Source organism: Thiomicrorhabdus sp. ZW0627, from assembly GCF_029767005.1.
Lineage (GTDB): Bacteria > Pseudomonadota > Gammaproteobacteria > Thiomicrospirales > Thiomicrospiraceae > Thiomicrorhabdus.
On sequence record NZ_JARUQR010000001.1, the window covers coordinates 790487 to 816734 of the forward strand.

The 26248-nt window shown below is 46.4% G+C and carries 27 protein-coding genes; 9 read left to right on the forward strand and 18 right to left on the reverse strand.

The genetic code is table 11. From position 1 onward, the window contains the following. Positions 1–87: 87 nt before the first annotated feature. Positions 88–1107: a DUF5666 domain-containing protein gene (locus QCB45_RS03780; protein WP_279419361.1), complete on the reverse strand. Its 1020-nt coding sequence runs from the start codon at positions 1105–1107 to the stop codon at positions 88–90. Further along, positions 1107–1976 carry a DUF6502 family protein gene (locus QCB45_RS03785; RefSeq protein ID WP_279419363.1) on the reverse strand — a complete coding sequence of 290 codons (870 nt, stop codon included), beginning with the start codon at positions 1974–1976 and terminating at the stop codon, positions 1107–1109. Before QCB45_RS03785 ends, QCB45_RS03780 begins: the two co-directional genes overlap by 1 nt. 270 nt (positions 1977–2246) lie before the next feature. Between QCB45_RS03785 and QCB45_RS03790 the strand changes: the two genes are divergently transcribed. Next, entirely contained in the window at positions 2247–2573 is a 327-nt protein-coding gene (locus QCB45_RS03790; protein WP_279419365.1) for a multidrug efflux SMR transporter, read from the forward strand. A 95-nt stretch (positions 2574–2668) separates the two neighbouring features. Here the strand turns inward: QCB45_RS03790 and QCB45_RS03795 are convergent, their stop codons facing one another. The 6 genes from QCB45_RS03795 to QCB45_RS03820 all read right to left on the reverse strand — a co-directional run bounded on the left by QCB45_RS03795 (position 2669) and on the right by QCB45_RS03820 (position 10788). Beyond that, on the reverse strand, positions 2669–3004 hold the full coding sequence (locus QCB45_RS03795) for a DUF3240 family protein (RefSeq protein WP_279419367.1): 336 nt from the start codon (positions 3002–3004) through the stop codon (positions 2669–2671). 19 nt (positions 3005–3023) lie between these two features. Then, the gene (locus QCB45_RS03800) at positions 3024–6107 is read right to left on the reverse strand and encodes a CusA/CzcA family heavy metal efflux RND transporter (protein ID WP_279419368.1); all 3084 of its coding nucleotides are present in this window, start codon (positions 6105–6107) and stop codon (positions 3024–3026) included. Positions 6108–6109: 2 nt separating this feature from the next. Further along, the gene (locus QCB45_RS03805) at positions 6110–7273 is read right to left on the reverse strand and encodes an efflux RND transporter periplasmic adaptor subunit (RefSeq protein WP_279419370.1); all 1164 of its coding nucleotides are present in this window, start codon (positions 7271–7273) and stop codon (positions 6110–6112) included. Between the two features lie 83 nt (positions 7274–7356). Then, complete coding sequence (locus QCB45_RS03810; protein WP_279419372.1) at positions 7357–8652, reverse strand: TolC family protein; 1296 nt, start codon at positions 8650–8652, stop codon at positions 7357–7359. A 100-nt stretch (positions 8653–8752) separates the two neighbouring features. Continuing rightward, positions 8753–10117, reverse strand: a complete 1365-nt coding sequence (locus QCB45_RS03815) for a sensor histidine kinase (RefSeq protein WP_279419374.1) — start codon at positions 10115–10117, stop codon at positions 8753–8755. Beyond that, the gene (locus tag QCB45_RS03820; RefSeq protein WP_279419377.1) at positions 10114–10788 is read right to left on the reverse strand and encodes a response regulator transcription factor; all 675 of its coding nucleotides are present in this window, start codon (positions 10786–10788) and stop codon (positions 10114–10116) included. The genes QCB45_RS03815 and QCB45_RS03820 overlap by 4 nt, the downstream gene beginning before the upstream one ends. 377 nt (positions 10789–11165) lie before the next feature. Between QCB45_RS03820 and QCB45_RS03825 the strand changes: the two genes are divergently transcribed. The 7 genes from QCB45_RS03825 to QCB45_RS03855 all read left to right on the forward strand — a co-directional run bounded on the left by QCB45_RS03825 (position 11166) and on the right by QCB45_RS03855 (position 12492). Beyond that, complete coding sequence (locus QCB45_RS03825) at positions 11166–11300, forward strand: hypothetical protein (protein ID WP_279419382.1); 135 nt, start codon at positions 11166–11168, stop codon at positions 11298–11300. Between the two features lie 57 nt (positions 11301–11357). Beyond that, the gene (locus QCB45_RS03830) at positions 11358–11492 is read left to right on the forward strand and encodes a hypothetical protein (RefSeq protein WP_279419383.1); all 135 of its coding nucleotides are present in this window, start codon (positions 11358–11360) and stop codon (positions 11490–11492) included. A gap of 65 nt (positions 11493–11557) precedes the next feature. Further along, positions 11558–11692, forward strand: a complete 135-nt coding sequence (locus QCB45_RS03835; RefSeq protein WP_279419385.1) for a hypothetical protein — start codon at positions 11558–11560, stop codon at positions 11690–11692. A 65-nt stretch (positions 11693–11757) separates the two neighbouring features. After that, a complete protein-coding gene (locus QCB45_RS03840) occupies positions 11758–11892 on the forward strand; it encodes a hypothetical protein (protein ID WP_279419385.1) in 135 nt (44 codons plus the stop codon). Positions 11893–11957: 65 nt separating this feature from the next. After that, positions 11958–12092, forward strand: coding sequence for a hypothetical protein (locus QCB45_RS03845; RefSeq protein ID WP_279419385.1), 135 nt, complete (start codon positions 11958–11960; stop codon positions 12090–12092). A 65-nt stretch (positions 12093–12157) separates the two neighbouring features. Further along, positions 12158–12292 carry a hypothetical protein gene (locus QCB45_RS03850; protein WP_279419385.1) on the forward strand — a complete coding sequence of 45 codons (135 nt, stop codon included), beginning with the start codon at positions 12158–12160 and terminating at the stop codon, positions 12290–12292. Between the two features lie 65 nt (positions 12293–12357). After that, the gene (locus QCB45_RS03855) at positions 12358–12492 is read left to right on the forward strand and encodes a hypothetical protein (protein ID WP_279419385.1); all 135 of its coding nucleotides are present in this window, start codon (positions 12358–12360) and stop codon (positions 12490–12492) included. 87 nt (positions 12493–12579) lie between these two features. On the opposite strand, the gene QCB45_RS03860 is transcribed toward QCB45_RS03855, so the two are convergent. The 9 genes from QCB45_RS03860 to guaB all read right to left on the reverse strand — a co-directional run bounded on the left by QCB45_RS03860 (position 12580) and on the right by guaB (position 24806). Next, positions 12580–14184, reverse strand: coding sequence for an ABC-F family ATPase (locus tag QCB45_RS03860; protein ID WP_279419386.1), 1605 nt, complete (start codon positions 14182–14184; stop codon positions 12580–12582). A gap of 229 nt (positions 14185–14413) precedes the next feature. After that, the gene (gene htpG, locus QCB45_RS03865; RefSeq protein ID WP_279419387.1) at positions 14414–16309 is read right to left on the reverse strand and encodes a molecular chaperone HtpG; all 1896 of its coding nucleotides are present in this window, start codon (positions 16307–16309) and stop codon (positions 14414–14416) included. Between the two features lie 144 nt (positions 16310–16453). Continuing rightward, positions 16454–17377, reverse strand: coding sequence for a hypothetical protein (locus QCB45_RS03870; RefSeq protein WP_279419389.1), 924 nt, complete (start codon positions 17375–17377; stop codon positions 16454–16456). Between the two features lie 192 nt (positions 17378–17569). Further along, positions 17570–18166 carry a hypothetical protein gene (locus QCB45_RS03875; protein ID WP_279419390.1) on the reverse strand — a complete coding sequence of 199 codons (597 nt, stop codon included), beginning with the start codon at positions 18164–18166 and terminating at the stop codon, positions 17570–17572. A 48-nt stretch (positions 18167–18214) separates the two neighbouring features. Further along, a complete protein-coding gene (locus QCB45_RS03880; RefSeq protein ID WP_279419392.1) occupies positions 18215–20326 on the reverse strand; it encodes a chemotaxis protein CheA in 2112 nt (703 codons plus the stop codon). A gap of 10 nt (positions 20327–20336) precedes the next feature. Continuing rightward, on the reverse strand, positions 20337–20912 hold the full coding sequence (gene cheD / locus QCB45_RS03885; protein ID WP_279419394.1) for a chemoreceptor glutamine deamidase CheD: 576 nt from the start codon (positions 20910–20912) through the stop codon (positions 20337–20339). Between the two features lie 167 nt (positions 20913–21079). Further along, entirely contained in the window at positions 21080–21625 is a 546-nt protein-coding gene (gene tadA, locus QCB45_RS03890) for a tRNA adenosine(34) deaminase TadA (RefSeq protein ID WP_347710069.1), read from the reverse strand. A gap of 89 nt (positions 21626–21714) precedes the next feature. Beyond that, positions 21715–23295 (reverse strand): glutamine-hydrolyzing GMP synthase, encoded by a 1581-nt coding sequence (gene guaA / locus QCB45_RS03895; RefSeq protein WP_279419403.1) that lies wholly within the window; start codon positions 23293–23295, stop codon positions 21715–21717. A gap of 50 nt (positions 23296–23345) precedes the next feature. Further along, a complete protein-coding gene (guaB, locus tag QCB45_RS03900; protein ID WP_279420011.1) occupies positions 23346–24806 on the reverse strand; it encodes an IMP dehydrogenase in 1461 nt (486 codons plus the stop codon). 322 nt (positions 24807–25128) lie between these two features. On the opposite strand from guaB, the gene QCB45_RS03905 reads away from it, so the two are divergent. Then, positions 25129–25458, forward strand: a complete 330-nt coding sequence (locus tag QCB45_RS03905; protein ID WP_279419406.1) for a hypothetical protein — start codon at positions 25129–25131, stop codon at positions 25456–25458. A 73-nt stretch (positions 25459–25531) separates the two neighbouring features. Here QCB45_RS03905 and QCB45_RS03910 read toward each other — a convergent pair whose 3' ends face one another. Then, the gene (locus QCB45_RS03910; protein WP_279419407.1) at positions 25532–26194 is read right to left on the reverse strand and encodes an energy-coupling factor ABC transporter permease; all 663 of its coding nucleotides are present in this window, start codon (positions 26192–26194) and stop codon (positions 25532–25534) included. Positions 26195–26248 lie beyond the last annotated feature (54 nt).

Here is a 26248-nt window from a genome sequence, read left to right on the forward strand (position 1 = left end):
GCTCAATACTCCATTACAGTTAAATTGAATTAAACATTATTGCGTATAATATACTAAAAACGCCTCATTTTGAGGCGTTTTTTTTATTTACTTTCTGCCCGAGGCGGAACCTGTCGGCAGAGCGTGAAGCGGGGATGCTGTCCGCATATTGGAAATCGAAGGCAGAGGCCTGACGGAACTCCGCTCGTCCCGGCTAATTGTACCGATCATCGCTTGTGTTCCGGCTTCATTACCAGGCACCAATTGACCATCAACATTTTTCGGGCCGATCATTTTTACCTTCGGCTGAGAAGACAGCCCGGCGGGCACATGAACCAACTCACCTGCTTTGTAGGCCGTCATCCAATTATCCTGCATTACGATGCGTTGCACCTTCTCCGAAAACTGTACATCCGGCTGTTTCTTCAACCAAGATACGTTTCCTTCCTGCGGCTCAATCAAAGTCGCCTGCCATGCGTTTTCACGTTCTCCGGTTCCCTGTCTGAATACCGGCAAACCGCTAACGCGTACGAATTCACCGACTTTCAGCTGAAGGTTCTTGGCCAGACGGGTACCTTCATCAATGTAGACCCTTTGACCATTGATCATGACTTCGGTCGCCATCGGTTTTGCCGTCATGGTCTCGATCTTACCGGCCAACGGATAGTAGATATGAATATTGGCCGTTGTCGTCTTGTCCTGATCCAAATTGGTTTCCAACCAGACCTGTTGACCGATACGCAAATCGCTCGCCTTCAAACCGCTCACAGCACCCGGAATGTTGCTGTGAATTTTGGTTTTTTGCCCCAAACCGATTTCAACGCCGTTAACCCAGATGCTACCGAATTTTTCGATCGTTCCGATGATACCGGTACCACCGAATCCTGAAGAGGTACGCCCTGTGCCGCCGAACCCGCTATCCAGATTCATGCTATGACCCACGGCATCCACTTCGGAAACCGAAGCCACCTGTTGAGTACGCCCCGTTCCACCAAATCCGGAGTTAGATGAGATCAATACAATCTCTCCCATTGGATTGGATTTAACGTTATCCGAAGTCGAACACCCTGCAAGCAACAGTGCTAGAAACAAACCGACCAGCGAATAAAACCATCTGCCTGGATTCATCACTTGGAATTTCCTTTCTCTGCACCAACAACACGGTCGGAATCCGTTTGAGTTTGCTCACAACAATAGAAATAAGTCCCGAAGTGCATGGCGTGTGCCTTCGTTTCCGCTTCCTGATCGCGATGCTGCAAACGACTGGCCATCTGGTTAACTTCAGTAAGCAGTTCCAATGCTGCGGCTTTCGCATAGTCTTCCAGCTCTTTAACCGAATTTTCGGTTAGTTCACCATAATACACTGCGCGATCCAGCATCGGAGTCTGCTCGCCAGCCAGGTTATGTGTTACCACGCTTAAATGATCACCAATGTTCTTGCCTGCAAAGAAAAGTTTCTCTTCAAAGTCTTCTTCCGGCACATAACCGGCTTCTTGCAACTGAACCAACCCATCGCAATCGATCGCTGCCACGCCTTGATGCAGCCATTCGTCAAGAATGGAGCGCGGGTGGACATCCTTAGTCACACAACGCACCATGGTATCGAAAGACACCTCTTTATCTTCAGACGTTCTTGGAATTGCTTTAGGACGACCGTCGCCATCCAGATAATCCGGATTACCCAACCATGTCGCAATCAGTTGCGCACTCAGGCTGGCTTTACGTTCCTTAGCTTCCATCGGTGCAGCTTCCTGTTCACGGATTCGCTTCACCTCTTTTCGGTGCACACCCGTCAGGACACTGATTCGGCTGTCGGTCTGTTTTTTCCCTTCCAGAGCAAACTGCTGATCCGCTACTTCTACATAAGTAGTCTTAAGCAGGTCAATCAAAGAGGTATAGGTAATCCCTTGGCGCAGCAACATACTCACCAATGGCCGAAGGATCTTTTTGATGGCTTTAAATAAAGCCGTTTGTTGGGTATCAGTAATCTCGTTCATAGAGCAAATTATAACAAAAAAAAATTGACATGGTAAATTTTTACATTTAAACTGCATCCCGATCCTTAAGAAATGGTATTTTTTTACATTCTTTATGTAATTTAACCATTTTCATGTAGTCTAAGTCTCCTCAGAGTACATTTATCAGCCCGCCCATTACTCGATCCGCGGGCTTTTTTTTGCCTAAAATAAACCAATCCAGTATTGCCGTTGCTTTTCACGCCACGAAACACTATCCTCTACCGCTCGACTCATTAAGGCGGATTGAGCATGATTTATTGGTTTTATTTAATGGTAGCGATTGTATTCGAGGTAGCCGGGACCCTTTCGCTGAAGTTTTCCACCCAGAACAGCAACCTTTTGGTGACGGTGTTTGTCATCGTGTTCTACATCACCTCTTTCACATTCATGTGGTTGGCGATGAAGAAAATCGAGATGGGTGTCGCCTACGCAGTTTGGGCCGGAGCGGGAACCGCCATCATTGCCCTACTAGGCTGGCTGATCTTCAAGGACAGTATGACTCTCATGAAACTGGTGTTCATCAGTCTGATCATCATCGGTGTTGTCGGATTGAAATTGGCAACCCCTTCACATTAAATTCGAGCTTACGCTCCTATAAAATAAAAAACCCGACAGGCCTGTCGGGTTTTTTATTTGTCTAACGAGGGATTGCTCCCTCGAAAACTTCAAACTTATAGCTGTCCATGATCGAACAGCGGCAGAATACGGTAACTGATGGTCGCCGTAGGCATCTCCTTCTTGATGTTGTCCATAATCTGCCTGCAAGTGAAATGTTCACACTCGATTTGCACCATGACCTTATGTTGATAACCGGCCACCTGTTCCCGAACCGTCAGACGTTCCTGCGGCTGGCCGTAACCTTGCACATCCACGACCGAGAAGAACAGGCTTGGCTTTTCCGCCAACAGGCAGTCGACTACGTCGTTCACCTGCGACGCAGGCAAAATCAGGTGCAACACCACACTGCAATCGTCGCTTGGCTGCAATTGTTTGAATTCCATTGTCATATTATCCATCCTTTGCCTATCAGGCTTTTACCAAGCCCAATGATTTCACGCCGAACATACGATAGATGATCGGCAGAATCAACAAGGTCAAAATCGTCGAAGTAATCAGCCCGCCGATGACCACAATTGCCAGAGGGCGCTGAATTTCAGACCCCGGACCGGTTGCGAAGACCAGGGGGATTAGACCCAGTGCCGCAATGCTCGCGGTCATCAAGACCGGACGCAAACGTCGCATCGCGCCTTCGACCACAACATCGTCAATCGACATACCCTGGGCGACCAGTTGATTGAAGTAGCTCATCATGACCACCCCGTTCAATACCGCAATCCCCAGCAAAGCGATGAAACCGACCGATGCAGGCACCGACAGGTATTCTCCGGTGATCCACAAAGCGACCACACCACCGATCAAAGCGAACGGAATGTTGGACAGCACCATGGTCGCCTGAACGCCGGAACGGAATGTAGTGAACAAGATAATAAAAATCAAGATCAAGGCAATCGGCACCACCACCATCAGTCGCTGGGCAGCGCGCTGCTGGTTCTCAAACTCACCGCCCCATACAAAGTAATAGCCTGCTGGCACGTCCAGCTGTGCCGTTTTCTGTTTCGCCTCTTCAACAAAGCTGACCAGGTCGCGCCCGCTGACGTTCGCGACCACTACGGAGAAACGTTTGCCTTTCTCACGTTTGATCGAAACCGGGCCGTCCACTTCAACAACATCCACCAACTGGTTCAACTGAATGCGCTGACCGTCACCCAGAACAATACTCTGGTTAAGGAAGTCCATTTTGGAAGCCCTATCCTTCGCATCCGCTCGGATAATCAACGGAATCTTGCGGTTACCCTGATAGATTCCGCCGATCGGCATCCCTTCCAGATAAGCGCGAAGACGATCTTCCAATTCATTAACCGAAATCCCCAAACGTCCTGCTTTATAACGATCAACCTTCAACTGTAGGTATTTCATGCCGTCGTTCTGAGAGGTGAACACGTCTTCAGCTCCGTCAATGGTTTCAATCAACGCGGCCATCTTTTCCGCCGTTGCAGTCAGTTCCTGAGGGTCTTCCCCAAAGATCTTGACGGCGACGTCACCGCGGGCACCGGTCAACATTTCATCCACTCGCATCTGAATCGGCTGGGTAAATGCATAGTTGACCCCTGGAAACTGGGTTTCCAACACGTGTCGAATCTCTTCAATCAACGCTTCTTTGGTTTTCATGCGCCACTCTTCACGAGGTTTTAGCACCAAGAAACTGTCAGTATCGTTCAGACTCATCGGATCCAGACCTATTTCATCCGCTCCCAAACGCGCTACGATACGCTCTACTTCAGGCACCTGAGCCAACAATGCTTTCTGGACCTGCATATCCAAGCGTTTCGATTCTTCCAACGAGATTGAAGGGATTTTTTCCAACTGTACAATCAGATCCCCTTCATCCATCTGCGGCATGAAGGTTTTACCCACCTGGGTATAAAGCACACCGGTGATAACCAAAGCACCAAATGCGATCGCCAATACGATTTTGTCGTACTTCAACGCTTTCAGCAATATAGGACGATAGAACTGGCTCACCTTGCGCATCAGCCACGGCAACTCGTGAGAAGCTTGGCCCAAGATATAGGACGCGATAACCGGAATGATCGTCAACGACAGGATCAATGCGCTTCCCAAGGCAAAGACGATCGTCAGCGCAACCGGAATGAACAGTTTCCCTTCCAATCCCTGCAGAGTCAGCAACGGAAGGAATACAATCATGATGATCCCGATACCGGAAATAACCGGCACCGCCACTTCCTGCAAAGCGCGATAGATGATATGCAGCTTAGGCAATCGCCCGTGATGCATATGCTCTTCCTTAGCCTGATGGGTGACAATGTTCTCGACCACCACCACAGCGGCATCCACCAGCATCCCGATGGCAATCGCCAGACCGCCCAAAGACATCAGGTTAGCCGATAGCCCAAACCAGTTCATGAAAATGAAGGTCATCAATGCGGCCAAAGGTAATACCAAGGCCACGGTGATTGCAGCCCGGACATTTCCTAAGAACAACAATAACAACAACACGACCAAGACAACGGCTTCTACTAATGCTTTAGAGACAGTATGAATCGCCTTCTCGATCAAATTCCCACGGTCATAGAAAATATTGACACTGATGCCTTTAGGCAAGGCTGGCTTTAACTGTTCCAACTGATCTCGAACAGCCTTAATAACGTCGCTGGTGTTGGCACCACGCAAACCGATGACCAAGCCTTCCACCGCTTCGTGGCGGCCGTTTTCGGTCACCGCTCCGTAGCGGGTCAAAGCCTCGACACGAACATCGGCGATATCTTTGATGTGGATAACCTGATTGCCATGTGTTGCCACCACGATATTACCGATATCATCAACCGTCTGAAGGTTACCGATGCTACGCACCAGCAATGCCTCTTCACCCTGAGTCAAACGTCCGGCACCGTCGTTACGGTTGTTACTTTCCAACGCCGTTTTCAAATCAGAGAACGGAATTTTCAACGCCGCCATTTTCTGGCTGTTTGGCACCACCGCGTAGGTTCTTGCCTCGCCACCCAGGGCGTTAACATCTGCTACGCCCGGAACGGCACGCAATGCAGGACGGATTACCCAATCGAGCAAGTCGCGCTTCTGCATGTTATTCAATGTGTCGCCATCGATGGTAAACATGAAGATGTCACCCAAAGGAGTCGTCATCGGCGCAATACCTCCGGAAATCCCCTCAGGCAGACTGACGCCAGACAAGCGTTCGGCGATTTGTTGTCTCGCCCAATAAATATCGGTTCCCTCGACAAAGTCGATGGTAATGTCCGCGATCCCATATTTACCCATGGAACGCAACATCTTCTGTCCGGGAACCCCCAACATTTCAACCTCGATCGGCACGATGATTCTGGACTCGACCTCAGAAGGCGTCATTCCAGGCGCTTTCATGATGATTTTCACCTGCGTCGGCGAAACATCCGGAAAGGCATCGATCGGCGTTTTCTGAAACGCCATCCAACCGGCGGAAACCAGCCCAACGGCCAACAGCAGGGCCATCATTCTTTGGGCTAGGAAAAAAGCCATTAAACGTGACAACATGATTACTCTTCCCCTTCCGAAGCGGAAACCACAGCCAACATTGCTACAGCACCCTTCGTCAGTACTTGCCATTCTTGCGGATTAGCCGGTTTGTCACCCAGCAGCCAGATTACCGAAGTCTGATCCGCCTGGTCCATCCGCTTAACCGGCTGAACCAGAATCTTACCTTCCTCTTTCACTGAACGCAGGAATACCACAGATCTCCCATCCATTTCGATCACCGAGCTCAACGGTACGCTAAACGCTTCGGAAGACTGTAGAGGTTCTACGAACTGCACCGCCTCCAAGGCACCGGAAATCAACTTTCTATCCGCATTCGGGAACTTGCAGTGAACCTCAATCATCTGGGTCATAGGGTTGGCCTGATGGCTGATATAAGCAATCTCACCGTCCACGCCTTTGGATACGATTCGGGCGGTTTGACCGACATGCAATTTTCCGGCATCCTCAATCGGTACGAAAACCTCGGCCACCAGAACATCCAGTTCAGCAAACTTGGCAATCGGTTGATTCATCTGTAAACGCATACCGGTACTGACTTCCAAATCGAACAACTGCCCGGCATCCGGTGCTTTAATGGTTAATAGGGCCGGCTGAAGTTTATTCGTTTTCTTCAACTCGGAAACCGACGAATCGGCCATACCCATCATCTGCAAATCCTGCTCCTGCTGCTGAGCCTGTTGCGTTAATGTCGTGACGCGACTTTCGCTCGCCAATAACTGTTTCTTGGACACCACGCCTGATTGAATCAAGCTACGAGCGCGTTTGACTTCCTGACGTACAACTTTCAAGTCTGATAAAGTGGCCAAATACTCTTTCTGGGCCTTGAGCAGATCCGGACTCATCAGTTCCACTACAGGCTCGCCTTTAGCAACGTCACCGTGAACGCGGATAATTTTCGTAACCAAACCGTCCATTGGCGCAGTCAACAGTTGAATGTGAGCACCCGGCAGAGCCAAGTTAGCCTGATAGGCGTAACTTCTCATTTCTGTTGCAGGCTCAAGCGCCTGGAACTGAAGCCCCATTGCCTCTTGCTGACTGGTATTTACTGGAACCGTGTCCGCAGCCGAGACCTGTCCTGCCCACAACAGGCTACTTAAAATCGTAAGTCCCACCCCTTTTTTGAGGTTTCGATTGAATTGATTCAAAAAGATTTCTACTTGCATGTCTCTTTCCTAATTTTGATTCCGTCGATCATCTTTGCAATCTCTAAACTGCACGATGCGTCTCTTCCGAATTTGTGTCGTTATTATTCGGCTTGAGCCGTTTCTATACCTTTACCAAAAGCCTGCCAAACCAAAGCAACCTGGCGTTGTACCATTACTTGCTGCTGATCCGATTCCAACAAGGCCTGCAACATCTGTCTTTGAACACCCAACAATGTCTGAATATTGGTCTCGCCAAGTTCATAAGCTTTTTCAGCCATGCCCAATGCCTGTTTCGCTACCACCACTTGCTGTTGGGCAACGTTCAACAAAGCTTTAGATTGCTCTAATGCCTGCAAGGCCTGTCTCGCGTTATTGGACAAAGACTGTTTGGTCTTTTGCAAAGCCACTTGCTGTTCGCTGACCAACTGACTCTGTTCAGCCAGAGCCGTTCCATAGGTAGCAGGCTTCCCAAGAGGGAAACTCAGTTCCAACATCAAACTGGTGCGAGCCGCCGTCTGATCGTCCTGCTCCGATTTTGCACCGAAAAACACACTTGGTTTTGCGACCGCTTGAGATTGAACAAGCAGCTTATTCGCCTGCACCTTTTGCAATTGGCTATCCGCCCATACCATTAACGGGTGGCTCTCCAACTGTTTACGAACGGCTTGCCAATCTTTCGCTTCCGGTTCTTCAATATCAGATGGAAGCTCGGAAAAGCCTGTCCAGAATTGATAGTTTGCAAGTTGCTGTTCATAAGCATTATTCGCTTCCACGGTTCGTTTCTCGACCTCTAACAACCTTTTTTGGGCTAAAACCGCATCCATCTGCGGGTTTTCACCGGCAGCGACCAACTTCTCGACCTTATTGACCAAAGCAGCAACCAGCCCTTGATTCTGCTGGCTTCGATGCCACTGCACTTCGGCAAGCTTCAAATCCCAAACCAATTGTCTTGTCAATTTGGAAGCCTGCCAATTCAATAAACTTCGATATTGCTCCGATTGCTGCTGATACACTTCACCCAGTTTAGAGTATGCATTCGACTGGTCACCGATCAAAACCGGGAAACTGACCCCGGCCTCCCAGCTTTGAAAACCGGTATCATCCGTCAAAGCATCGCTCTCATGCCTTACCGACATGCTAGACCCGTTAGGGAACCAAGATCTTGCCGCGGCTTGATTGCTACTGACCAGTGACGCATAGCTTTGGACGTTCATCTGTTCCGGCTGTTTAGCCATCACGGCCTGCAAGACACCTTGCATACTTGGTGCTTGAACTTGTGTTTGGGCCTGGGTATTCCCCCCCAAAAAGGCTGATGAGAAAAACACTGCGACTGCCAGGCGGTTAAGGCCAGGCGCCTTTTTCTTCCGATTGGCTTGAGTAATGAAAAGCTGATCCATATGAGAACTCCATTTTGAGTTATTACGGCATACTTTAAGAAATGAAACTGAAAGGAAGCTGAAAATAAATATTTTTTATAAAAACTTTTCCAAACCGGGTTCAGGAAAGTGCATACATAGGAAGACGAACCGTAACCTGAAGACCGGACAAAGCAGGCTGATGCGAAACGAAACGTTGCCCGCGGGTAAAATTCAACTCACCTGAATAGGCTTTGACGATTCCATGAACGATGGACAACCCAAGACCGTGCCCCGGTTGAGATTCATCCAAACGTGCGCCTCGGTGCTGCATGAGTTCGATACTATGATCGGCTACACCGATACCGTCGTCTTCTATATGCACAACCAACCAGGCCTGTTCGGTTTCAATTATGATACGCACCTGCTTTTGACACCATTTACTGGCGTTATCAAGGAGGTTGCCCAACAGTTCGAACATATCCTCACGATCGAAAGGCAAAGAGTCGGCCACTCTGATATCCAATAGGAATTCGATCTCCTTATCCCGGTACAGTTGCTGCATGGTATCGGTCAAATCTTTCAAATCGTCGGGGAATTTGAAAGTAGACAACGCCATACCGCTTCCAGCCGTACGCGCATTGGTTAATTCACGTTCAATCAAATCATAGATACGTTGAGCCTGCTCCTGCATCGGCTTCTGCAATTCGGGGAACTTCTGCATGCGTTCATCGTCAAGCATCTGATAAATCAGGTTAAGCGGTGATTTCAACGCATGCGCCAAATTCCCTGTCGCTTGCCTCGAACGCTCCAAACGGGCATGCAGCTGTGACAAGGCCTGATTCAAAGTTTCCACCAACGGGGCGATTTCGCTTGGAACCTGTGCCTGAATCGACACCTCCTTTCCAGCCTGAACCTGATTCAACGCTTCTTTTATCGGTTGCAAACTGTCGAATCCGCGCTTGAGAATCCGACGCTGAGTAAGCAACAATATCAACAGGCCTGACAGAGAGAAAACAGCGAACAATATGTCGAATGTCTGCAAAGTTTTCTGTATTGGCGTATGGTCTTCGGCAACAAACAAGTAACCTTTCGAACCATCTTTTTCGAAAGGCACCCTCACCACCAGCGTGAACAGACTTTCAGGTGCATGGGTTTCATAAACCCGGCTGTGGTCGTCGTTCATGGGAGCATAGAGAACGTAACCTTTCAATGAAGGGGAACGCATGGTCGGAATTTGATTCACAGGACGGGACTTGATCAGATAATAATGTCCGGATTTGGGTCGCTGGTAAATCACCTCTGCGGCATTGGGCGTTAGTTTCCACTGGCCGTTTTCAACTCTCAAGTGTTTCAGCAATGTTTCCGCATCGTGTTCCAAACGGGTAACAATGTACTGTTCAGTCAGCTGGTGTATGGCATAAGTCGTCACCCACCAAAAGGTCACAAACAAGAGCGCAAGACTGATTGTAAGTGCGTAACGTAACTGTTTTTCCAAAGATTTCATGATTCTTCCGCCACAAAACGATAGCCCTGTCCTCGCTGGGTTTCGATCCGTTGTTTACCGATTAATTTTCTTAAACGTCGGATATAAACCTCCAGAACATTACTGTCGCGATCGTAATTTTGATCGACAATCTTAGCCATGATATCGGATTTCGAAAGCAATTTGTTCGGGTGGCTCATCAAAAAACGCAACAGACGGAATTCGGTATGGGTCAGAGGGTGTTCCACCCCATCATCCGTGACGACACGCTGACTCTCCAGGTTCAATGTCAAACCGTTGATCTGGATGGAATGATCCAAAGCGGCCTCTGGTGTTGTGCGCTTAAGCACATTCTGAATTCTTGCGAGCAACTCTTCAAAATGAAATGGTTTGCCAACATAGTCGTCAGCACCCGACTTAAGTCCTTCCACCCGGTCTTGCCATGCATTACGTGCAGTCAAAATAATCACCGGCGTCGGATTTTGATTTGAACGCATGGTCTGTAAAACCGACAGGCCTGGTAGCTTCGGCAACCCAAGATCCAGAATGATCAAATCATAAGGGTGCTCTTCGATCAGATAAAGCGCCTCTTCTCCATCTAAAGCACAATCTACAACAAATCCCTGCTGGGATAATTGCTGACTTAAATTCTTGGCAAGCAGAGCCTCGTCTTCGGCCAATAATAGTTTCACTTATACCTTCCCGATAAAGATTAATCCATGATTCAAACGACATTAAAATCGATAACGCCGACTTCAAGCGCCCCAGAAGCATTTTTAATTCTAGCATGACGGCAGCGTCAGTACGCCACTGTCCAACTTACGGAACCAAGTCTCCTCAAAATTTCATAAAAAAACATCATAAATAATGTTGACATGGGAAATTTTCCCACATATACTGGCACCCAACGAAACGAATGGAAAATTTTCCCATTTAGTTAAAAACACTTCCCGAGCGGTGATTTTTAAAGCTGCGTTTTGCATACAAGCAAACACACTTAAATCACTATTTTTTTAACCATTAACAACTGAAATTTGTGACAACACAGTCACTCAGAAAGGAAATGAATATGAAAAAGATTATCCTAGCAGCACTATTAACGTTCGGAATTTCTGCAACCGCTTCGGCACACCACATGGCCGCTAACCCGGATGCTGGTGAATTCATTCCAGATTGGTCTCCACATCTATTGATGGAATTTTAATCTGGGTCGAACGCCCCCTTTAAAAAAACGTTACAACGTAAAAGAAGGAATAAGAAAATGAAAAAGATTATTTTTGCAGCATTACTTACTTTCGGAATCTCAGCAACCGCTTCAGCCCATCACATGGCCGCTAACCCGGATGCCGGTGACTCTATCCCGGATTGGTCTCCTCACCTATTGATGGAATTTTAATTGAGGCCGGATATATCCGATCTTGAGAAACGTTGAAAACGTGAAAAGAAAAAAAGGAAAAGAAAATGAAAAAGATTATTTTTGCAGCATTGCTTACTTTCGGAATCTCAGCAACCGCTTCGGCACATCACATGGCCGCTAACCCAGATGCTGGCGAATTCATTCCAGATTGGTCTCCACATCTATTGATGGAATTTTAATTGAGACCGGATATATCCGATCTTGAGAAACGTTGAAAACGTGAAAAGAAAAAAAGGAAAAGAAAATGAAAAAGATTATTTTTGCAGCATTGCTTACTTTCGGAATCTCAGCAACCGCTTCGGCACATCACATGGCCGCTAACCCAGATGCTGGCGAATTCATTCCAGATTGGTCTCCACATCTATTGATGGAATTTTAATTGAGACCGGATATATCCGATCTTGAGAAACGTTGAAAACGTGAAAAGAAAAAAAGGAAAAGAAAATGAAAAAGATTATTTTTGCAGCATTGCTTACTTTCGGAATCTCAGCAACCGCTTCGGCACATCACATGGCCGCTAACCCAGATGCTGGCGAATTCATTCCAGATTGGTCTCCACATCTATTGATGGAATTTTAATTGAGACCGGATATATCCGATCTTGAGAAACGTTGAAAACGTGAAAAGAAAAAAAGGAAAAGAAAATGAAAAAGATTATTTTTGCAGCATTGCTTACTTTCGGAATCTCAGCAACCGCTTCGGCACATCACATGGCCGCTAACCCAGATGCTGGCGAATTCATTCCAGATTGGTCTCCACATCTATTGATGGAATTTTAATTGAGACCGGATATATCCGATCTTGAGAAACGTTGAAAACGTGAAAAGAAAAAAAGGAAAAGAAAATGAAAAAGATTATTTTTGCAGCATTGCTTACTTTCGGAATCTCAGCAACCGCTTCGGCACATCACATGGCCGCTAACCCGGATGCCGGTGAATTCATTCCGGATTGGTCTCCACACCTTTTAATGGAATTTTAATCCATAAAGATTGAAGTGAAGACTCAAAAAAGCCTGCATTAAGCAGGCTTTTTTATTTTTATGGTTCGTTCATAAATCCAACAAACTTTACTTTTCGAGACTCGCCAGATAGGACTCGTAATCACCGCGGTAATCCTGAATGCCATTCTTATCCATCACCAATAGACGGGTAGCGATCGACGATACGAACTCACGATCGTGCGAAACAAAAATTACGGTCCCTGGATACTCTTCCAAAGCCTGGTTCAAAGATTCAATCGATTCCATATCCAAGTGGTTGGTTGGTTCATCCATGATCAATACGTTCGGTTTTTGCAACATCAACTTACCAAACAGCATGCGTCCCTGCTCTCCCCCGGAAAGCACCTTAACGGACTTACCGATGTCTTTTTGAGAAAACAATAAACGTCCCAGAACGGCTCTTAACGCCTGTTCATCGTCACCTTCCTGCTTCCATTGCGCCATCCAGTCAAGCAGGTTCAAATCCTCTTCGAAATCCTCTGCATGATCCTGTGCGTAATAACCGATTTTGACGTTCTCGGACCATTTAACTTCACCCGAGGTCAAGTCGGTATCCCCCACCAGACACTTAAGAAAAGTGGTTTTACCGATTCCGTTCTCACCAATCACGGCAAGGCGTTCTTCCACCTCAAGCATCATACTCAAATCCTTGATGACGACATTGTCCTCACCATCACTCTCTTGGTAAGTTTTACCAAGATGTTCGATTTCAAGCGCCAAACGGAACAGTTTTTTGTCCTGTTCGAAACGGATGAATGGGTTCACACGGCTGGATGGCTTTACTTCTTCAAGTTCGATCTTATCGATCAATTTCGCTCTCGAGGTCGCCTGCTTCGCCTTTGATGCGTTGGCCGAGAATCGGCTGACGAAGGTTTTCAATTCGTTGATCTGTGCCTGCTTCTTGGCGTTATCGGCCAACAGACGTTCTCTCACCTGAGTCGCAGCGGTCATGTATTCGTCATAGTTCCCCGGATAGACACGCAGTTCGCCGTAATCCAGATCCGCCATATGAGTACAGACACTGTTCAGGAAGTGACGGTCGTGGGAGATGATGATCATGGTACTCTTACGATCATTGAGCACGCCTTCCAACCAACGGATGGTATCGATATCCAAGTTGTTGGTCGGCTCGTCCAGTAGCAGGATATCCGGATCGGAGAACAGAGCCTGCGCCAATAGCACTCGCAGTTTCCAGCCCGGCGCGACTTCGCTCATAGGGCCGTAATGCTGCTCAACCGGAATGCCGACGCCCAGTAATAGTTCACCCGCCCTGGACTCGGCGGTATAACCATCCATTTCCCCGAACTTGACTTCAAGGTCGGCGACGATCATCCCATCTTCTTCGCTCATTTCCGGCAAAGAATAAATGCGATCACGCTCACTTTTAACTTCCCAAAGTTCCGGTTGCCCCATAATAACGGTATCGATCACACTGTACTGCTCGTAAGCGAACTGATCCTGCTTCAGCTTACCGACACGCTCGTTTTCGTCGATCGAAACGGTTCCTGAAGTCGGCTCGAGATCGCCACCCAGAATTTTCATGAAAGTGGATTTTCCGCAACCGTTCGCCCCGATCAAACCATAGCGTTTGCCTTCGCCGAACTTTACGGAAATGTCTTCAAAAAGAGGTTTTTCACCAAACTGCATGGTGATATTTGCTGTTGAAATCAATGTCTTATCCCAGTTTTAACACCCCACCCCCACTCAACTTTTCGCGTTCAATAAGTGTGTGATATTTAAAGAATTTTAAAATTTCGGGTATTGTGCCATAAACTTGCTAATCTTGCAGAGAAGTTAGAAAGCGGCACAAAATAAAAGCCCCGTAAACCGACCAGGCCTGTGCGGTTTACGGGGCTTCGATTTTAAGGCGAATAAAACGTAAAGCGCCTTATGTGAAAAATCAGATCATCTCGCTCAACAAGGCATTCATTCGTTTGATGAATTCCGCCGGCTGATCCAATTGATCACCCTCCGCCAACTGAGCCTGCTCCAACAGGAACAGTGACCATTGCTGCAGCTTGGCCTCATCTTCCAAAGACTCCAGTTTTTTCACCAAAGCGTGCTCCGGGTTCAGCTCCAATACCGGCTTCTTGGTCGGAATACTCTGCCCCATCTGCTCCATCAATCTTGCCATATGCGCAGACATATCGCCTTCGGCACTGACAACACAAGCAGGAGAGTCGGTTAGACGATGAGTGATCTTGACGTCCGATACCGCATCTGCCAAGGCTTTCTTAACCTTCCCAGTCAAGGCTTCACGCGCTTTCTTCTCGTCTTCGGAAAGGTCTTTCTCCGCTTCTTCATCGAACTCTTTCAGGTCGGCCGACGTGATTGACTTCAAAGGTTTGCCCTCGAACTCATTCAGATGGGAAACCAGCCACTCGTCGATACGATCCGATAATAACAGGACTTCGATGTCTTTCTTACGGAACATCTCCAGATGCGGACTGCCTTTGGCGGCGGCGTGGGTATCTGCCGTGATGTAGTAAATCGCTTCCTGATCTTCCTTCATACGATCCACATACGCTTCCAACGATACACGCTGTTCAGAGCTGGATTCGTTAGCCGTGGTCGCAAATCGTAGCAACTTGGCAATCTTGTCCTTGTTGCCGAAATCTTCAACGATCCCCTCTTTCATGACCTGGCCGAACTGATCCCAGAAAGTGTTGTAATCTGTCTGATCTTCAGCCTTGGCCATTTTCGCCAACTGGTCAAGAATACGTTTGACCGAGGCCGAACGAATCTTGTCGACCACTTTGTTGCTCTGAAGAATTTCACGCGACACGTTTAATGGCAGATCCGCCGAATCGATCACCCCACGCACGAAACGCAAGTAGGTCGGCATGAGTTGTTCCGCATCGTCCATGATGAAGACACGCTTGACGTATAGCTTCAAACCATAACGGCGGTCACGGTCGTAAAGGTCAAACGGGGCTTGCTTTGGAATGTATAGCAGTGAGGTATATTCCAGAGTCCCTTCCACTTTGTTATGGATATGCGCCAACGGCTCGTTGAAGTCGTGGGAAATGGTCTGATAGAAGTTATTGTACTCTTCATCCGTCAATTCAGATTTCGACTGGGTCCAGATGGCGGTCGCTTTGTTAACCTGCTCCATCTCGTCAGTGACCTTCATCTCTTTGGCTTCTTCGTCCCACTCGCTCTTCAACATCTTGATCGGGAAGTTGATGTGATCGGAGTAGGTGGTCACAATGTGCTTCAGACGGTGCTCGTCCAGGAATTCGTCCATGTCCTCTTTCAGGTGCAAGACGATTTCGGTTCCCTTCTTCTCTTTCTCAACGTTCTCCAGAGTGAATTCACCCTCCCCTTTGGAGATCCAACGAGTCGCTTCCTCTGATGCTGTACCCGCTTTACGAGTGGTCAACACGACTTCGTCGGCTACGATGAACGATGAGTAAAAACCGACTCCGAACTGCCCGATCAGGTTGGAATCTTTCGCCTGATCACCTGTCATGCTTTCCAAAAACTTCTTGGTTCCGGAGTTAGCGATGGTACCGATATTGGCAATGACTTCGTCACGACTCATTCCAATACCGTTATCGGTAATCGTCACAGTACGCGCCTGCTTGTCAAAACCGATACTGATCGCCAGCTCATCATCGCCTTCGTTCAGAGCATCGTTAGAAACCGCTTCGAATCGTAACTTATCCAAAGCATCCGAAGCATTTGAAATCAGCTCACGCAAAAAGATCTCTTTATTCGAATAAAGGGCGTGAATCATCAATTTTAAAAGTTGGTTGACTTCAGTCTGAAACGCATGGGTTTCTTGTGCACTCATGAATTCATCTCCAATCATGTTGTTTGTTAATTTAAGGTTATATCAAGTTTGCTGATTCATAGGGATGTAGCCCGCTGTTTTCAAGCGCCTAAAACAAAAAAAGCACAGAAGATTCTGTGCTTTTTGATCCAAACGGAAAATCGATTAGAATCCAGAGTCTTCTTTATCTATTTTCTTGTCTTTTGCGACCGCCTCAAGTGCTTTAACAATGTCATCCGGCGCATTGGAAATACTCATGAAACTTCCCTGCCCCATCATCGACAAACTCGGCCAGTTGATAGCAATACGGAATTTACCGTTTAACGCAATCACTTCATCGTTCACGACCAACACTTCATAAGGGAAATGCGCCGCATGACTTTCGGAGCCAAGATCGATCTTATCCTGGATATACATGTCCGACGCTTCACCATTGGTTAAAGCAACACCAAATACACTCATTTTTTTACCTGGAATGTCGATTCGATAGACTTTTGAAGCACCCGCTTTGCCGCTCGACAAACCCGCTTCCACTTTTCTGATCGCTTCTTCATAAGAACCATATTCCGCCAACTCGTCGAGATCGTCGAAATAAGGCATCATCATCTTATAATGATATTCACGAAGCTCTTCGGCACTCAAACCTTGATCCGCACCAAATTCTTTCGTTGCACCCAAAGCATTTTTCATCGCATTTTCAACCGGCTTGATATCGCCTTTCATGCGATAGGCATTCCACATGTAGACCGGGTTGGTGTAACTGACTTGTACCTGCCCGCCCTTATTCACAATTGAAACCCTTTCCATCGCACCAAATCCGCCATTTTCAGATTCAGCCGCGATTGCTTTCAATGCATTGTTTGTCACAACAAGAACTTGAGTATCCGAATTAGGCGCATAATCGCCTACGATTTCAAATCCATTTGCTTTCAATGCGGCTTTCGTCTGAGCTGTAACATCCACTACGCTGCCTGATGCTGTGCTACCTAAAATGAATGGCATATGATTAGCCGCCCAGCTCGCCATCGGCGCAGTTAATAACGCTAAACTTACCAGGACTTTGGCCCAAGATGTCGTTGTTTTTTTCATTTGATATCCTCGCTGATATTTAAAAATTCAGTCTCCGCTGAATTAACTCTTTGGTATTGTTATAAATTTTTTTGAATTAAGACACATTAATTTTTTTATACCTAAATAAGCAGTAAACAGTATTCAAGTGAATTTATTTCGGACATAAAAAAACCCCGTAAAACGGGGTTTTTAACTTAAAGCCTAACAGCATCAGAAAAGTTCGATTTCATCCTCATCGACACTCTCTTCTTTCTTTTCATTCATACGCTCCCGCATTCTGGAACACATGATATCAATGGCCTCTTCAACTGGCAGATGCTGATCAAAAATAAGCTCAAACAACTCTTCTTCTTCTCGCATGGTTGTGCCTTTACGCACACTCTTTTTGAATGCTTCCCATTCTTCGCGATTATTGACACGCATTTCATGGGAGACAATTTCAGCCAAACCGGAAAGCCCATGAGATACATGATTAAGACGCTGACTCAACTTATCATAAAACTGAAAAGCGATAATCGCCTGCTGCATTTTATTAGCCAGCTCCGCTGTCTCACTCGTCAACAGCGCGTTGTAAGCCTGAGCCGCTTCGTTATCCGCTACCAAATCAAAAATCCCCTCACTGGATTTCTGGATCTCTTCGATATGCTTTGACATATAAGTAAAAGAGTCGATCAATGCATTAACCGAATGATCCCCTTCGGTTATGGACAAATCAATTTGAGCGACAGATAGATTTAAAATCAAAATTGTCTGCTGAACTTCTTCAGCACCCAACGAGAACCCTTCAGTTCCAGTTCCGGTAGTCATCCTGACTCCTTATTTTATTATTTTTATTTTATGAAACATTTGATCAACCTACGCCACATTCATATGGGAAGCCATCGAACCGTTCTTATGGCTTGAAACCGCTTCTTTAACATCCAGAATGAACGAAACCGTACCATCACCTAAAATAGTCGCACCGGCAATGCCATCTATTTTCATAAAGTTGCTTTCCAAACTTTTAATAACAACTTGCTGCTGTCCCAATAGATCGTCCACAAAAATACCCGCACGCTTTCCGCCGTCTTCAACAACAACAAGCAAGCCTTCAGTAAGGTCTTCACAGGCATCTTTGATGCCCAGTTTCTGGTGCAAACGAATAACCGGAATATAAGCGTCACGCAATTTGTACAATTCAGCTTGGCCGGAAATTCCTTTAATCAACGACTTATCAACCTGAATCGATTCGATAATGGAAACCAATGGGAAGACGTAAGTCTCGCTGCCGACCTTACACAACTGACCATCAAGAATCGCAAGCGTCAGAGGTAAGCGAATTGTGAATACACTTCCAACACCCAAAGTCGTCTGAACTTCAACGGAACCGCCCAAGCCCTTAATATTACGACGCACTACATCCATACCGACGCCACGCCCAGAAATATCACTGACGACTTCGGCAGTCGAGAAACCTGGGTGGAAAATCAAATCGACAATCTCAGGTTCGGACAAATTGTGGTCTGCTTCGATAACGCCTTTCTCAATCGCTTTTTGTTCGATTTTCGCGGCATTGATACCGGCACCGTCATCAGTGATCTGAATCATGATGTTACCACCTTCGTGGAACGCGGCCATTTTAACCGTCCCTTTCGCAGGTTTACCGGCTTCGGCACGAACCTCTGGACTCTCAATTCCGTGATCAATAGAGTTTCGCACGATATGAACAAGTGGGTCGGTCAACTGCTCCAACATGGTCTTATCCAATTCGGTACCTTCACCTTCCATCACTAGGTCGATCTGCTTGCCGAGTTTCTGACTAACGTCATGTACGATTCTAGGCATACGGTTGAAGGCGAAGCTAACTGGCAACATTCGAATGTTCATCACACTTTCCTGTAGTTCGCGCGTGTGGCGTTCCAGGTGTGTCAAACCTTCTTTCAATTTATCGATCCAGTCGGCACTTCCGCCGCTTCCTCGTTCCTGTTCAGCCTGCTCACCAAACTGGCTCAACATTGACTGAGTGATAACCAATTCACCAACCAAGTTCACCATTTGATCGATCTTACTCAAATCGACACGAATCGAACTTTCTTGTTTTGGCGCTGCAGCTGCTTTAGCACCTGCTTTATTTGCAGTCGGTCTTGAGGCTTGGATATTCGCAACCTTGTTCTCATTAACCGCTTCCGAAGTACTTTCCTGGCCTACTGAGTTCTTAACCTCGACAATTTCCTGTTGAGTAACCGCTTCCGCGCCGCCACTCTGAGGTGGAATCACAGTTATTTCGGCACCATCGCCGTCAATCCATTCAAACACCTCTTTGATGTCTTCTTCATTAACTGCATCACCGGATAGTGTCAGATCCCACTTAATATATAATTCTTCCGGCTGAAAGATTTCACTATCTGGTAACTGGCTCGTATCGGCCTCAACCTTAAGATCCCCTAGCGTTTCCAATTCACGGAAAATTCGTAGAGGTTCGTTACCTGTCTGTAACAGCTCCTTTTCAGGAACAATCTTGATCTTCCATTCACCGTTGCTTTCCGCTACGGCTTCTGACACAGATTCTTGCTCGACAGCGTCAGACGTTGTTACCTCGCTCTCCATGCCTAGAATTCGTTCCAATGCACTTTGGACTTCGTTGGCGCGTTCCTCGTCGATTGGCTGGTGATCCTGTAGCTTCGTCAGCATGTCACGTAAAACATCCACGGCGGCCAACATCGTATCAATAGCTTCTTGCGTCACATCTCGACGGCCATCCCGCATCTCATCCAACAAGGTTTCCAAAACATGGGTAAATCCGGCAATTTCAATAAAACCGAATGTACCGCTTCCGCCTTTTATAGAGTGAGCGGCACGGAAAATCTCGTTTATTTTTTCATTATCCGGCGTCCCTGTCGGTAAAGAGAGCAGGCCTGCTTCCATGACATCCAGGCCCTCAAAACTCTCTTCTAGATAAGTTTGGCGGAATGTTTCCATCATATCCATAGTAATTTCCTTAGAATAGTTCTACATCACCTTCAACAGGCTTAGATCCAATATTATTAATATAACGATTTTCTTGATCGGCAAGTGACTGATTGTGCATCGGATTCAAGCGTCGCACCCTAACACGCCCGTTCAAAGGATAATAGAGAACCTTTCTTGGATAAATATCCCCAATATCCTGAGAAACCACTTTGAAGCCTTCCGTAAACACATAATCGAATGCAAATCCGATGTTATACCAACCGATATTGGTCATCGAACTCATAATACGGCCGCCGCCAAACAACTTAAACTCAAGGCGTTCCCTTTTTGCCCCTTCCGACAATAAGGCATTGACAAGGTTTTCCATCGCGTAGTTTCCATAACGGTTAGCATCCGACAATTCAGTGGGCCTACCTACGGCTTTATCTACTGGAAGCATAAAATGATTCATTCCACCGATACCGGCAATCGGATCACGTACACAAGCTGAAATACAAGAACCCAGTACGGTCTCGATGCGTTCATTCAACTTGGTGACATAAAACTCACCCGGTAAAATTTTTATTGTGGTTATGCCTTCAGCTGGATCGACACTTTTTTGCATAATTCGTTATTTGAAACCCACTCTACATAAACATATAAATATCAGAACTCACCGATTGTAAAATATCTATTTTCAGTCTCCGTTGACCCAAAACTTTCTTTGCATTTAATTTTTTTCAAATGCACACAATCTTATGCGGGGTATATTCGCATTTTTTCTTATTGCTATCAAGTTTCAAGTTCATGAATTTTATTGGCAAAACGCTTTCGATCTTTTTTTTCTAGGCGCCTTTGCTTAAAAAAATCACTCAATAAACGGCTACACTTTTCTTGTAGTACGCCGTGACAGAACTCAACTTGATGATTCAATTTATCACTGTCCAACAGATGAAAAACGGAACTGGCGGCACCGGTTTTTAAATCCTCCGCCGCATAGACCACTCTTTTTACTCTGGCATGAACCATAGCACCCGCGCACATTGCACAAGGTTCAAGTGTCACATAGAGTGTTGTATCAATCAATCGGTAATTTTCCATACTGCGGCCCGCCTGCCGTAATGCCATGATTTCGGCATGCGCGGACGGATCATGCATTTGGATGGGTCGGTTCCATCCCTCCCCAATGAGTTGATGGTCCTTTACCAGTACAGCACCAACAGGCACTTCACCCTCTTCCTGAGACTTTAAGGCTAGCAAATAAGCCTGCTCCATCCAAAATTCATCTTCCTCCGCTTGCGTCAACCCCGGCGGACAAGTGCTCTGCAACTCAGTCATTTCCTATTCCCGAAAACAAAAAAGGCCTTCATATAGAAGGCCTTTCATTTAATCGCCACCTTCATCAGCAATTACTGAATATGTGGCCATTACTCCCATTCAATGGTTGCCGGCGGCTTACTCGAAATATCGTAGGTCACCCTCGAAATTCGCGGAATTTCATTAATGATTCGCCCGGAAACATGTTCAAGGAACTCATAAGGAAGATGTGCCCAACGAGCCGTCATGAAGTCGATGGTTTCAACCGCTCTCAACGCGACCACGTAATCATAACGACGAGCATCCCCAACAACACCAACGGATTTGACCGGCAAGAACACGGTAAACGCCTGCGACGTTTTGTCGTAAAGATCCCATTTAACCAATTCTTCGATGAAGATATGATCTGCCAAACGCAAAATATCGGCATATTCTTTTTTCACCTCTCCGAGAATACGAACGCCAAGGCCCGGCCCTGGGAAAGGATGACGATAAACCATATCGTAAGGCAATCCCAATGCCACACCCAGTTTTCGAACTTCATCTTTAAACAACTCGCGAAGCGGTTCGATCAATGACATCTCCATGTCTTCCGGAAGTCCACCGACATTATGGTGAGACTTAATAACTTTTGCTTTACCTGTCTTCGACCCGGCCGACTCGATTACATCCGGATAAATCGTCCCTTGCGCCAACCAATTAATACCTTTCAGCTTAGCCGACTCTTCATCAAAGACCTCAATGAATTCGCGACCGATGATCTTACGCTTCTTCTCAGGATCGACTTCACCAGCCAACGCCGACATAAATCGGTCTTCAACATCGGCACGAATAACACGGATTCCCATGTTCTCAGCAAACATGGCCATTACCTGATCACCCTCTTTATAGCGTAGAAGGCCATGGTCTACGAATACACAAGTCAACTGGTCTCCAATCGCCTTATGCAACAACGCAGCCACCACAGAAGAATCAACACCGCCGGAAAGCCCGAGCATCACCTTATCCGAACCGACCTGTTCACGGATACGTGCGATACTGTCGTCAATGATATTCTCAGTTGTCCACAGCTTTTCACAACCGCACAAATCGACAACAAAACGCTCGATCATACGCATACCCTGTTTGGTATGGGTTACCTCAGGATGGAACTGAATGCCGTAGAAATTCTTCTCTTCGTTGGCCATACCCGCAACCGGACAGCTCGGCGTGCTCGCCATCAACTTAAACCCTTCCGGCATCACATCGACACGGTCACCATGCGACATCCAGACATCCAACATGCCGTAACCTTCCGGCGTCACATGATCTTCGATATCTTTCAAAAGCTTTGTATGTCCATGGGCACGAACCTGAGCATAACCATACTCATGTTCGGCTGCGTTAATCACTTTCCCACCAAGCTGTTCTGCCATGGTCTGCATACCGTAACAGATACCCAGAACCGGCACATTCAATTCAAACACAACTTCAGGAGCGGCCGGAGCATCGTCACCGGTCACCGTTTCAGGACCACCTGAAAGGATAATCCCGCGTGCGCCGAAATCGACAACATCCTGAGCATCAATATCCCACGGCTCAACTTCACAATAAACCCCAATCTCACGAATACGACGTGCAATGAGTTGTGTGTATTGAGAGCCGAAATCCAAAATCAGAATTCGATGTTCATGAATGTTTGCTTGTGTCATAGATTTTCCAACGTATAAAAAATAATTTAACTTAGAGTGATCGAACTTTTTTACATTCGATAATTTGGCGCTTCCTTAACCATAGTCACGTCATGAACGTGACTCTCCGCCATACCTGCCGAAGTCACACGAACAAATGAAGGCTTGGTATTCATGGTCGGAATGTCCTTACAACCGGTATAACCCATGCTCGAACGAACACCACCCATCAATTGGTGGATAATCGGCGCCAATGGACCTTTATAAGCCACGCGACCTTCAATCCCTTCAGGAACCAACTTATCTTCCGCATTCGAAGCTTGGAAATAACGGTCACTTGAACCGGACGGTTGAGCCATTGCACCCAAAGAACCCATACCACGATAAGATTTATAGGCACGCCCTTGGTAATATTCGATTTCGCCCGGAGATTCTTCTGTCCCAGCGAACATACTTCCGATCATACAAGCGGAGGCTCCGGCAACCAGTGCTTTCGCAACGTCACCAGAAAAACGCAAACCGCCATCGGCAATTAGTGGAACGCCACTGCCTTCAAGTGCCTTGGCGACATTTGAAATCGCTGAAATCTGAGGAACACCAACACCGGCTACGATGCGGGTAGTACAGATCGAACCAGGACCGATCCCAACTTTGACACCATCAGCACCGGCTTTTACCAAATCCAACGCCGCTTCTGCAGTAGCGATATTTCCACCAATAACATCAACCTCAGGAAAGTTCTGTTTTACCCAAGCAACACGATCCAATACACCTTGAGAGTGACCATGTGCAGTATCGACAATAATCACATCCACGCCTGCTTCGATCAAAGCAGCAACACGCTGTTCGGTTTCAGCTCCCGTTCCGACAGCCGCACCGACTCGTAAACGACCGTTATCATCCTTACAGGCATTCGGGTGATCCGAAGATTTCATCATATCCGAAACCGTAATCATGCCCTTCAATTGAAAATCGTCGTTCACGACCAAAACACGCTCAATACGGTGCTCATGTAAAAGATCCAATACTTTCTTAGGGTCTTCTTTTTCTTTGACAGTAACCAGACGCTCTTTTGGCGTCATGATTTTAGAAACCGGCTGTGACATGTCGGTGACAAAACGAATATCTCGACTAGTTACGATACCAACCAGATCGGTTCCATTCATAACCGGCGCACTAGAAACACGGTTAGCTTTGGTTTTCTCAATCGCTTGGGCAACTGTATCCGTATGCTGGACCGTAACCGGATCCAAAATAACTCCGTGCTCGTATTTCTTAACCTTTCTGACGACATGTGCTTGCTCTTCGACCGTCATATTCTTGTGGACGATACCGATGCCGCCTTCCTGTGCCATTGAGATAGCCAAACGTGCTTCGGTCACTGTATCCATCGCGGCAGAAACCAATGGAATATTCAAAGAAATATTGCGTGTCAGTTTTGTTTTCAAAGAGACGTCTTTTGGTAAAACCGTTGAATGTGCCGGAACCAATAAAACATCATCAAAAGTTAGAGCTTCTTGTAAAATTCGCATCATTTTCTACCTTAATATAAAACTTATAGGCTAATCAGTTATTTTTCTAACAAAATACGGCCCAACCAACCGTTTTAACAAAAACAATTAAAATCAACCACTTACGAAGAAAAACTGTATTTTTTAAATAAAAAATAACCGATTTTTCATTTAATAGCGCCCATTATAAAGATTGACACGACTGGGGTAAACTTAATAACGTATGCAACAGGACGAAAACAGCAAAAAAACTGTTCGTTAATAAGCTTTTAATTAGACCAACTACCCATTACAATAATGGTTGGCTTTAAAATAGCGCTCTTTCAACTGGAGGAAAACAATAATGAAGAAATTTCTAATCGCTGCCGGTATCGCTGCAGCTCTAGGTTTAACTGCATGCTCATCAATGGCAACATCTTCAGATTCATATGACGCAATCGTTGCTGATGCAACTGCAACCCACGCAGAAGCTGCAAAAATGGGCAATGTCTGGAAACAGAAAAAAATGAAACTGGCCTATGTTGATCATTATCTAGACTTGGCAGCTAAGGCCAAAGAAAAAGGTGATGAAGCAACTGCAATTAAAATGGCAAAAGAAGCTCAAAAAACAGCTCACGCCGAAGTCGCTCAGATGCAAAAATACGCTGACCTGAAAGCAGGTTGGGAAAAATAAGCGACGGCTTACTCTCCTTTAGAGAACAAACCGGCCTTAAGGCCGGTTTTTTTATATCTGCAGAATCTTTACTCTACTTGAAATACTCTCGGTCACTGAACGAACTCACCCATTCCGGCTTGAAAAGAATAAAAGCCGTCATCAACATTCCATTCACAAACCCTTCCGGTGTCGCCATTAGAGGAATATACGGAATAAAACTCTGTTTCAATATATCGTAACTATGTATTTCCGCCGCATACAGCACCAAAGCAGAAACCCCCAAAGACATCACTATACCGACCGATGCGGACAGAAAAGCATTGAAGAACACGAACACAAAAATATTGTGATCCAACACCTTATAAGCCCACCTGGCCATCCACCAGGTAATAAAAATAGGAATCACACCCATGAGAATCGCATTCAGCCCAAATGCCATAAACCCCAAATCAGACTGTAGGGTAACGCCTACCAAGGCCAAACTCATCGCTATAAATGCAAACTGGGGACCAAACATCAGAGTCAATGTCGTCATAAACAGAAAATGAAACGTCAAACCGTTACCGATGCTCGCACCGAACAACCAAACCAAAAAAACCACCATGGATGCACCGAGAAGAACATGCTGCGCTTCTTTATCGTTATGAACCTTATACCAAGGCGCCGTCCGCAACGACCAAACCAACAGGCCTGCCCAAATTAACAGACTGCCGACCATCCAACTCAGACTCAACCCTTCCGCGTGTAAATTCATAAGTTCCTCATAGGTCGCAGGACAAAAAACACCATCTACTTTATGAAAGTGTAC

Excerpts from the sequence above, each read along its gene's own strand:
- QCB45_RS03780 (WP_279419361.1), bottom strand. The coding sequence starts at position 1,107 with ATGAATCCAGGCAGATGGTTTTATTCGCTGGTCGGTTTGTTTCTAGCA.
- QCB45_RS03785 (WP_279419363.1), bottom strand. The coding sequence starts at position 1,976 with ATGAACGAGATTACTGATACCCAACAAACGGCTTTATTTAAAGCCATC.
- QCB45_RS03790 (WP_279419365.1), top strand. The coding sequence starts at position 2,247 with ATGATTTATTGGTTTTATTTAATGGTAGCGATTGTATTCGAGGTAGCC.
- QCB45_RS03795 (WP_279419367.1), bottom strand. The coding sequence starts at position 3,004 with ATGACAATGGAATTCAAACAATTGCAGCCAAGCGACGATTGCAGTGTG.
- QCB45_RS03800 (WP_279419368.1), bottom strand. The coding sequence starts at position 6,107 with ATGTTGTCACGTTTAATGGCTTTTTTCCTAGCCCAAAGAATGATGGCC.
- QCB45_RS03805 (WP_279419370.1), bottom strand. The coding sequence starts at position 7,273 with ATGCAAGTAGAAATCTTTTTGAATCAATTCAATCGAAACCTCAAAAAA.
- QCB45_RS03810 (WP_279419372.1), bottom strand. The coding sequence starts at position 8,652 with ATGGATCAGCTTTTCATTACTCAAGCCAATCGGAAGAAAAAGGCGCCT.
- QCB45_RS03815 (WP_279419374.1), bottom strand. The coding sequence starts at position 10,117 with ATGAAATCTTTGGAAAAACAGTTACGTTACGCACTTACAATCAGTCTT.
- QCB45_RS03825 (WP_279419382.1), top strand. The coding sequence starts at position 11,166 with ATGAAAAAGATTATCCTAGCAGCACTATTAACGTTCGGAATTTCTGCA.
- QCB45_RS03830 (WP_279419383.1), top strand. The coding sequence starts at position 11,358 with ATGAAAAAGATTATTTTTGCAGCATTACTTACTTTCGGAATCTCAGCA.
- QCB45_RS03835 (WP_279419385.1), top strand. The coding sequence starts at position 11,558 with ATGAAAAAGATTATTTTTGCAGCATTGCTTACTTTCGGAATCTCAGCA.
- QCB45_RS03840 (WP_279419385.1), top strand. The coding sequence starts at position 11,758 with ATGAAAAAGATTATTTTTGCAGCATTGCTTACTTTCGGAATCTCAGCA.
- QCB45_RS03845 (WP_279419385.1), top strand. The coding sequence starts at position 11,958 with ATGAAAAAGATTATTTTTGCAGCATTGCTTACTTTCGGAATCTCAGCA.
- QCB45_RS03850 (WP_279419385.1), top strand. The coding sequence starts at position 12,158 with ATGAAAAAGATTATTTTTGCAGCATTGCTTACTTTCGGAATCTCAGCA.
- QCB45_RS03855 (WP_279419385.1), top strand. The coding sequence starts at position 12,358 with ATGAAAAAGATTATTTTTGCAGCATTGCTTACTTTCGGAATCTCAGCA.
- htpG (WP_279419387.1), bottom strand. The coding sequence starts at position 16,309 with ATGAGTGCACAAGAAACCCATGCGTTTCAGACTGAAGTCAACCAACTT.
- QCB45_RS03870 (WP_279419389.1), bottom strand. The coding sequence starts at position 17,377 with ATGAAAAAAACAACGACATCTTGGGCCAAAGTCCTGGTAAGTTTAGCG.
- QCB45_RS03875 (WP_279419390.1), bottom strand. The coding sequence starts at position 18,166 with ATGACTACCGGAACTGGAACTGAAGGGTTCTCGTTGGGTGCTGAAGAA.
- QCB45_RS03880 (WP_279419392.1), bottom strand. The coding sequence starts at position 20,326 with ATGGATATGATGGAAACATTCCGCCAAACTTATCTAGAAGAGAGTTTT.
- cheD (WP_279419394.1), bottom strand. The coding sequence starts at position 20,912 with ATGCAAAAAAGTGTCGATCCAGCTGAAGGCATAACCACAATAAAAATT.
- tadA (WP_347710069.1), bottom strand. The coding sequence starts at position 21,625 with ATGACTGAGTTGCAGAGCACTTGTCCGCCGGGGTTGACGCAAGCGGAG.
- guaA (WP_279419403.1), bottom strand. The coding sequence starts at position 23,295 with ATGACACAAGCAAACATTCATGAACATCGAATTCTGATTTTGGATTTC.
- guaB (WP_279420011.1), bottom strand. The coding sequence starts at position 24,806 with ATGCGAATTTTACAAGAAGCTCTAACTTTTGATGATGTTTTATTGGTT.
- QCB45_RS03905 (WP_279419406.1), top strand. The coding sequence starts at position 25,129 with ATGAAGAAATTTCTAATCGCTGCCGGTATCGCTGCAGCTCTAGGTTTA.
- QCB45_RS03910 (WP_279419407.1), bottom strand. The coding sequence starts at position 26,194 with ATGAATTTACACGCGGAAGGGTTGAGTCTGAGTTGGATGGTCGGCAGT.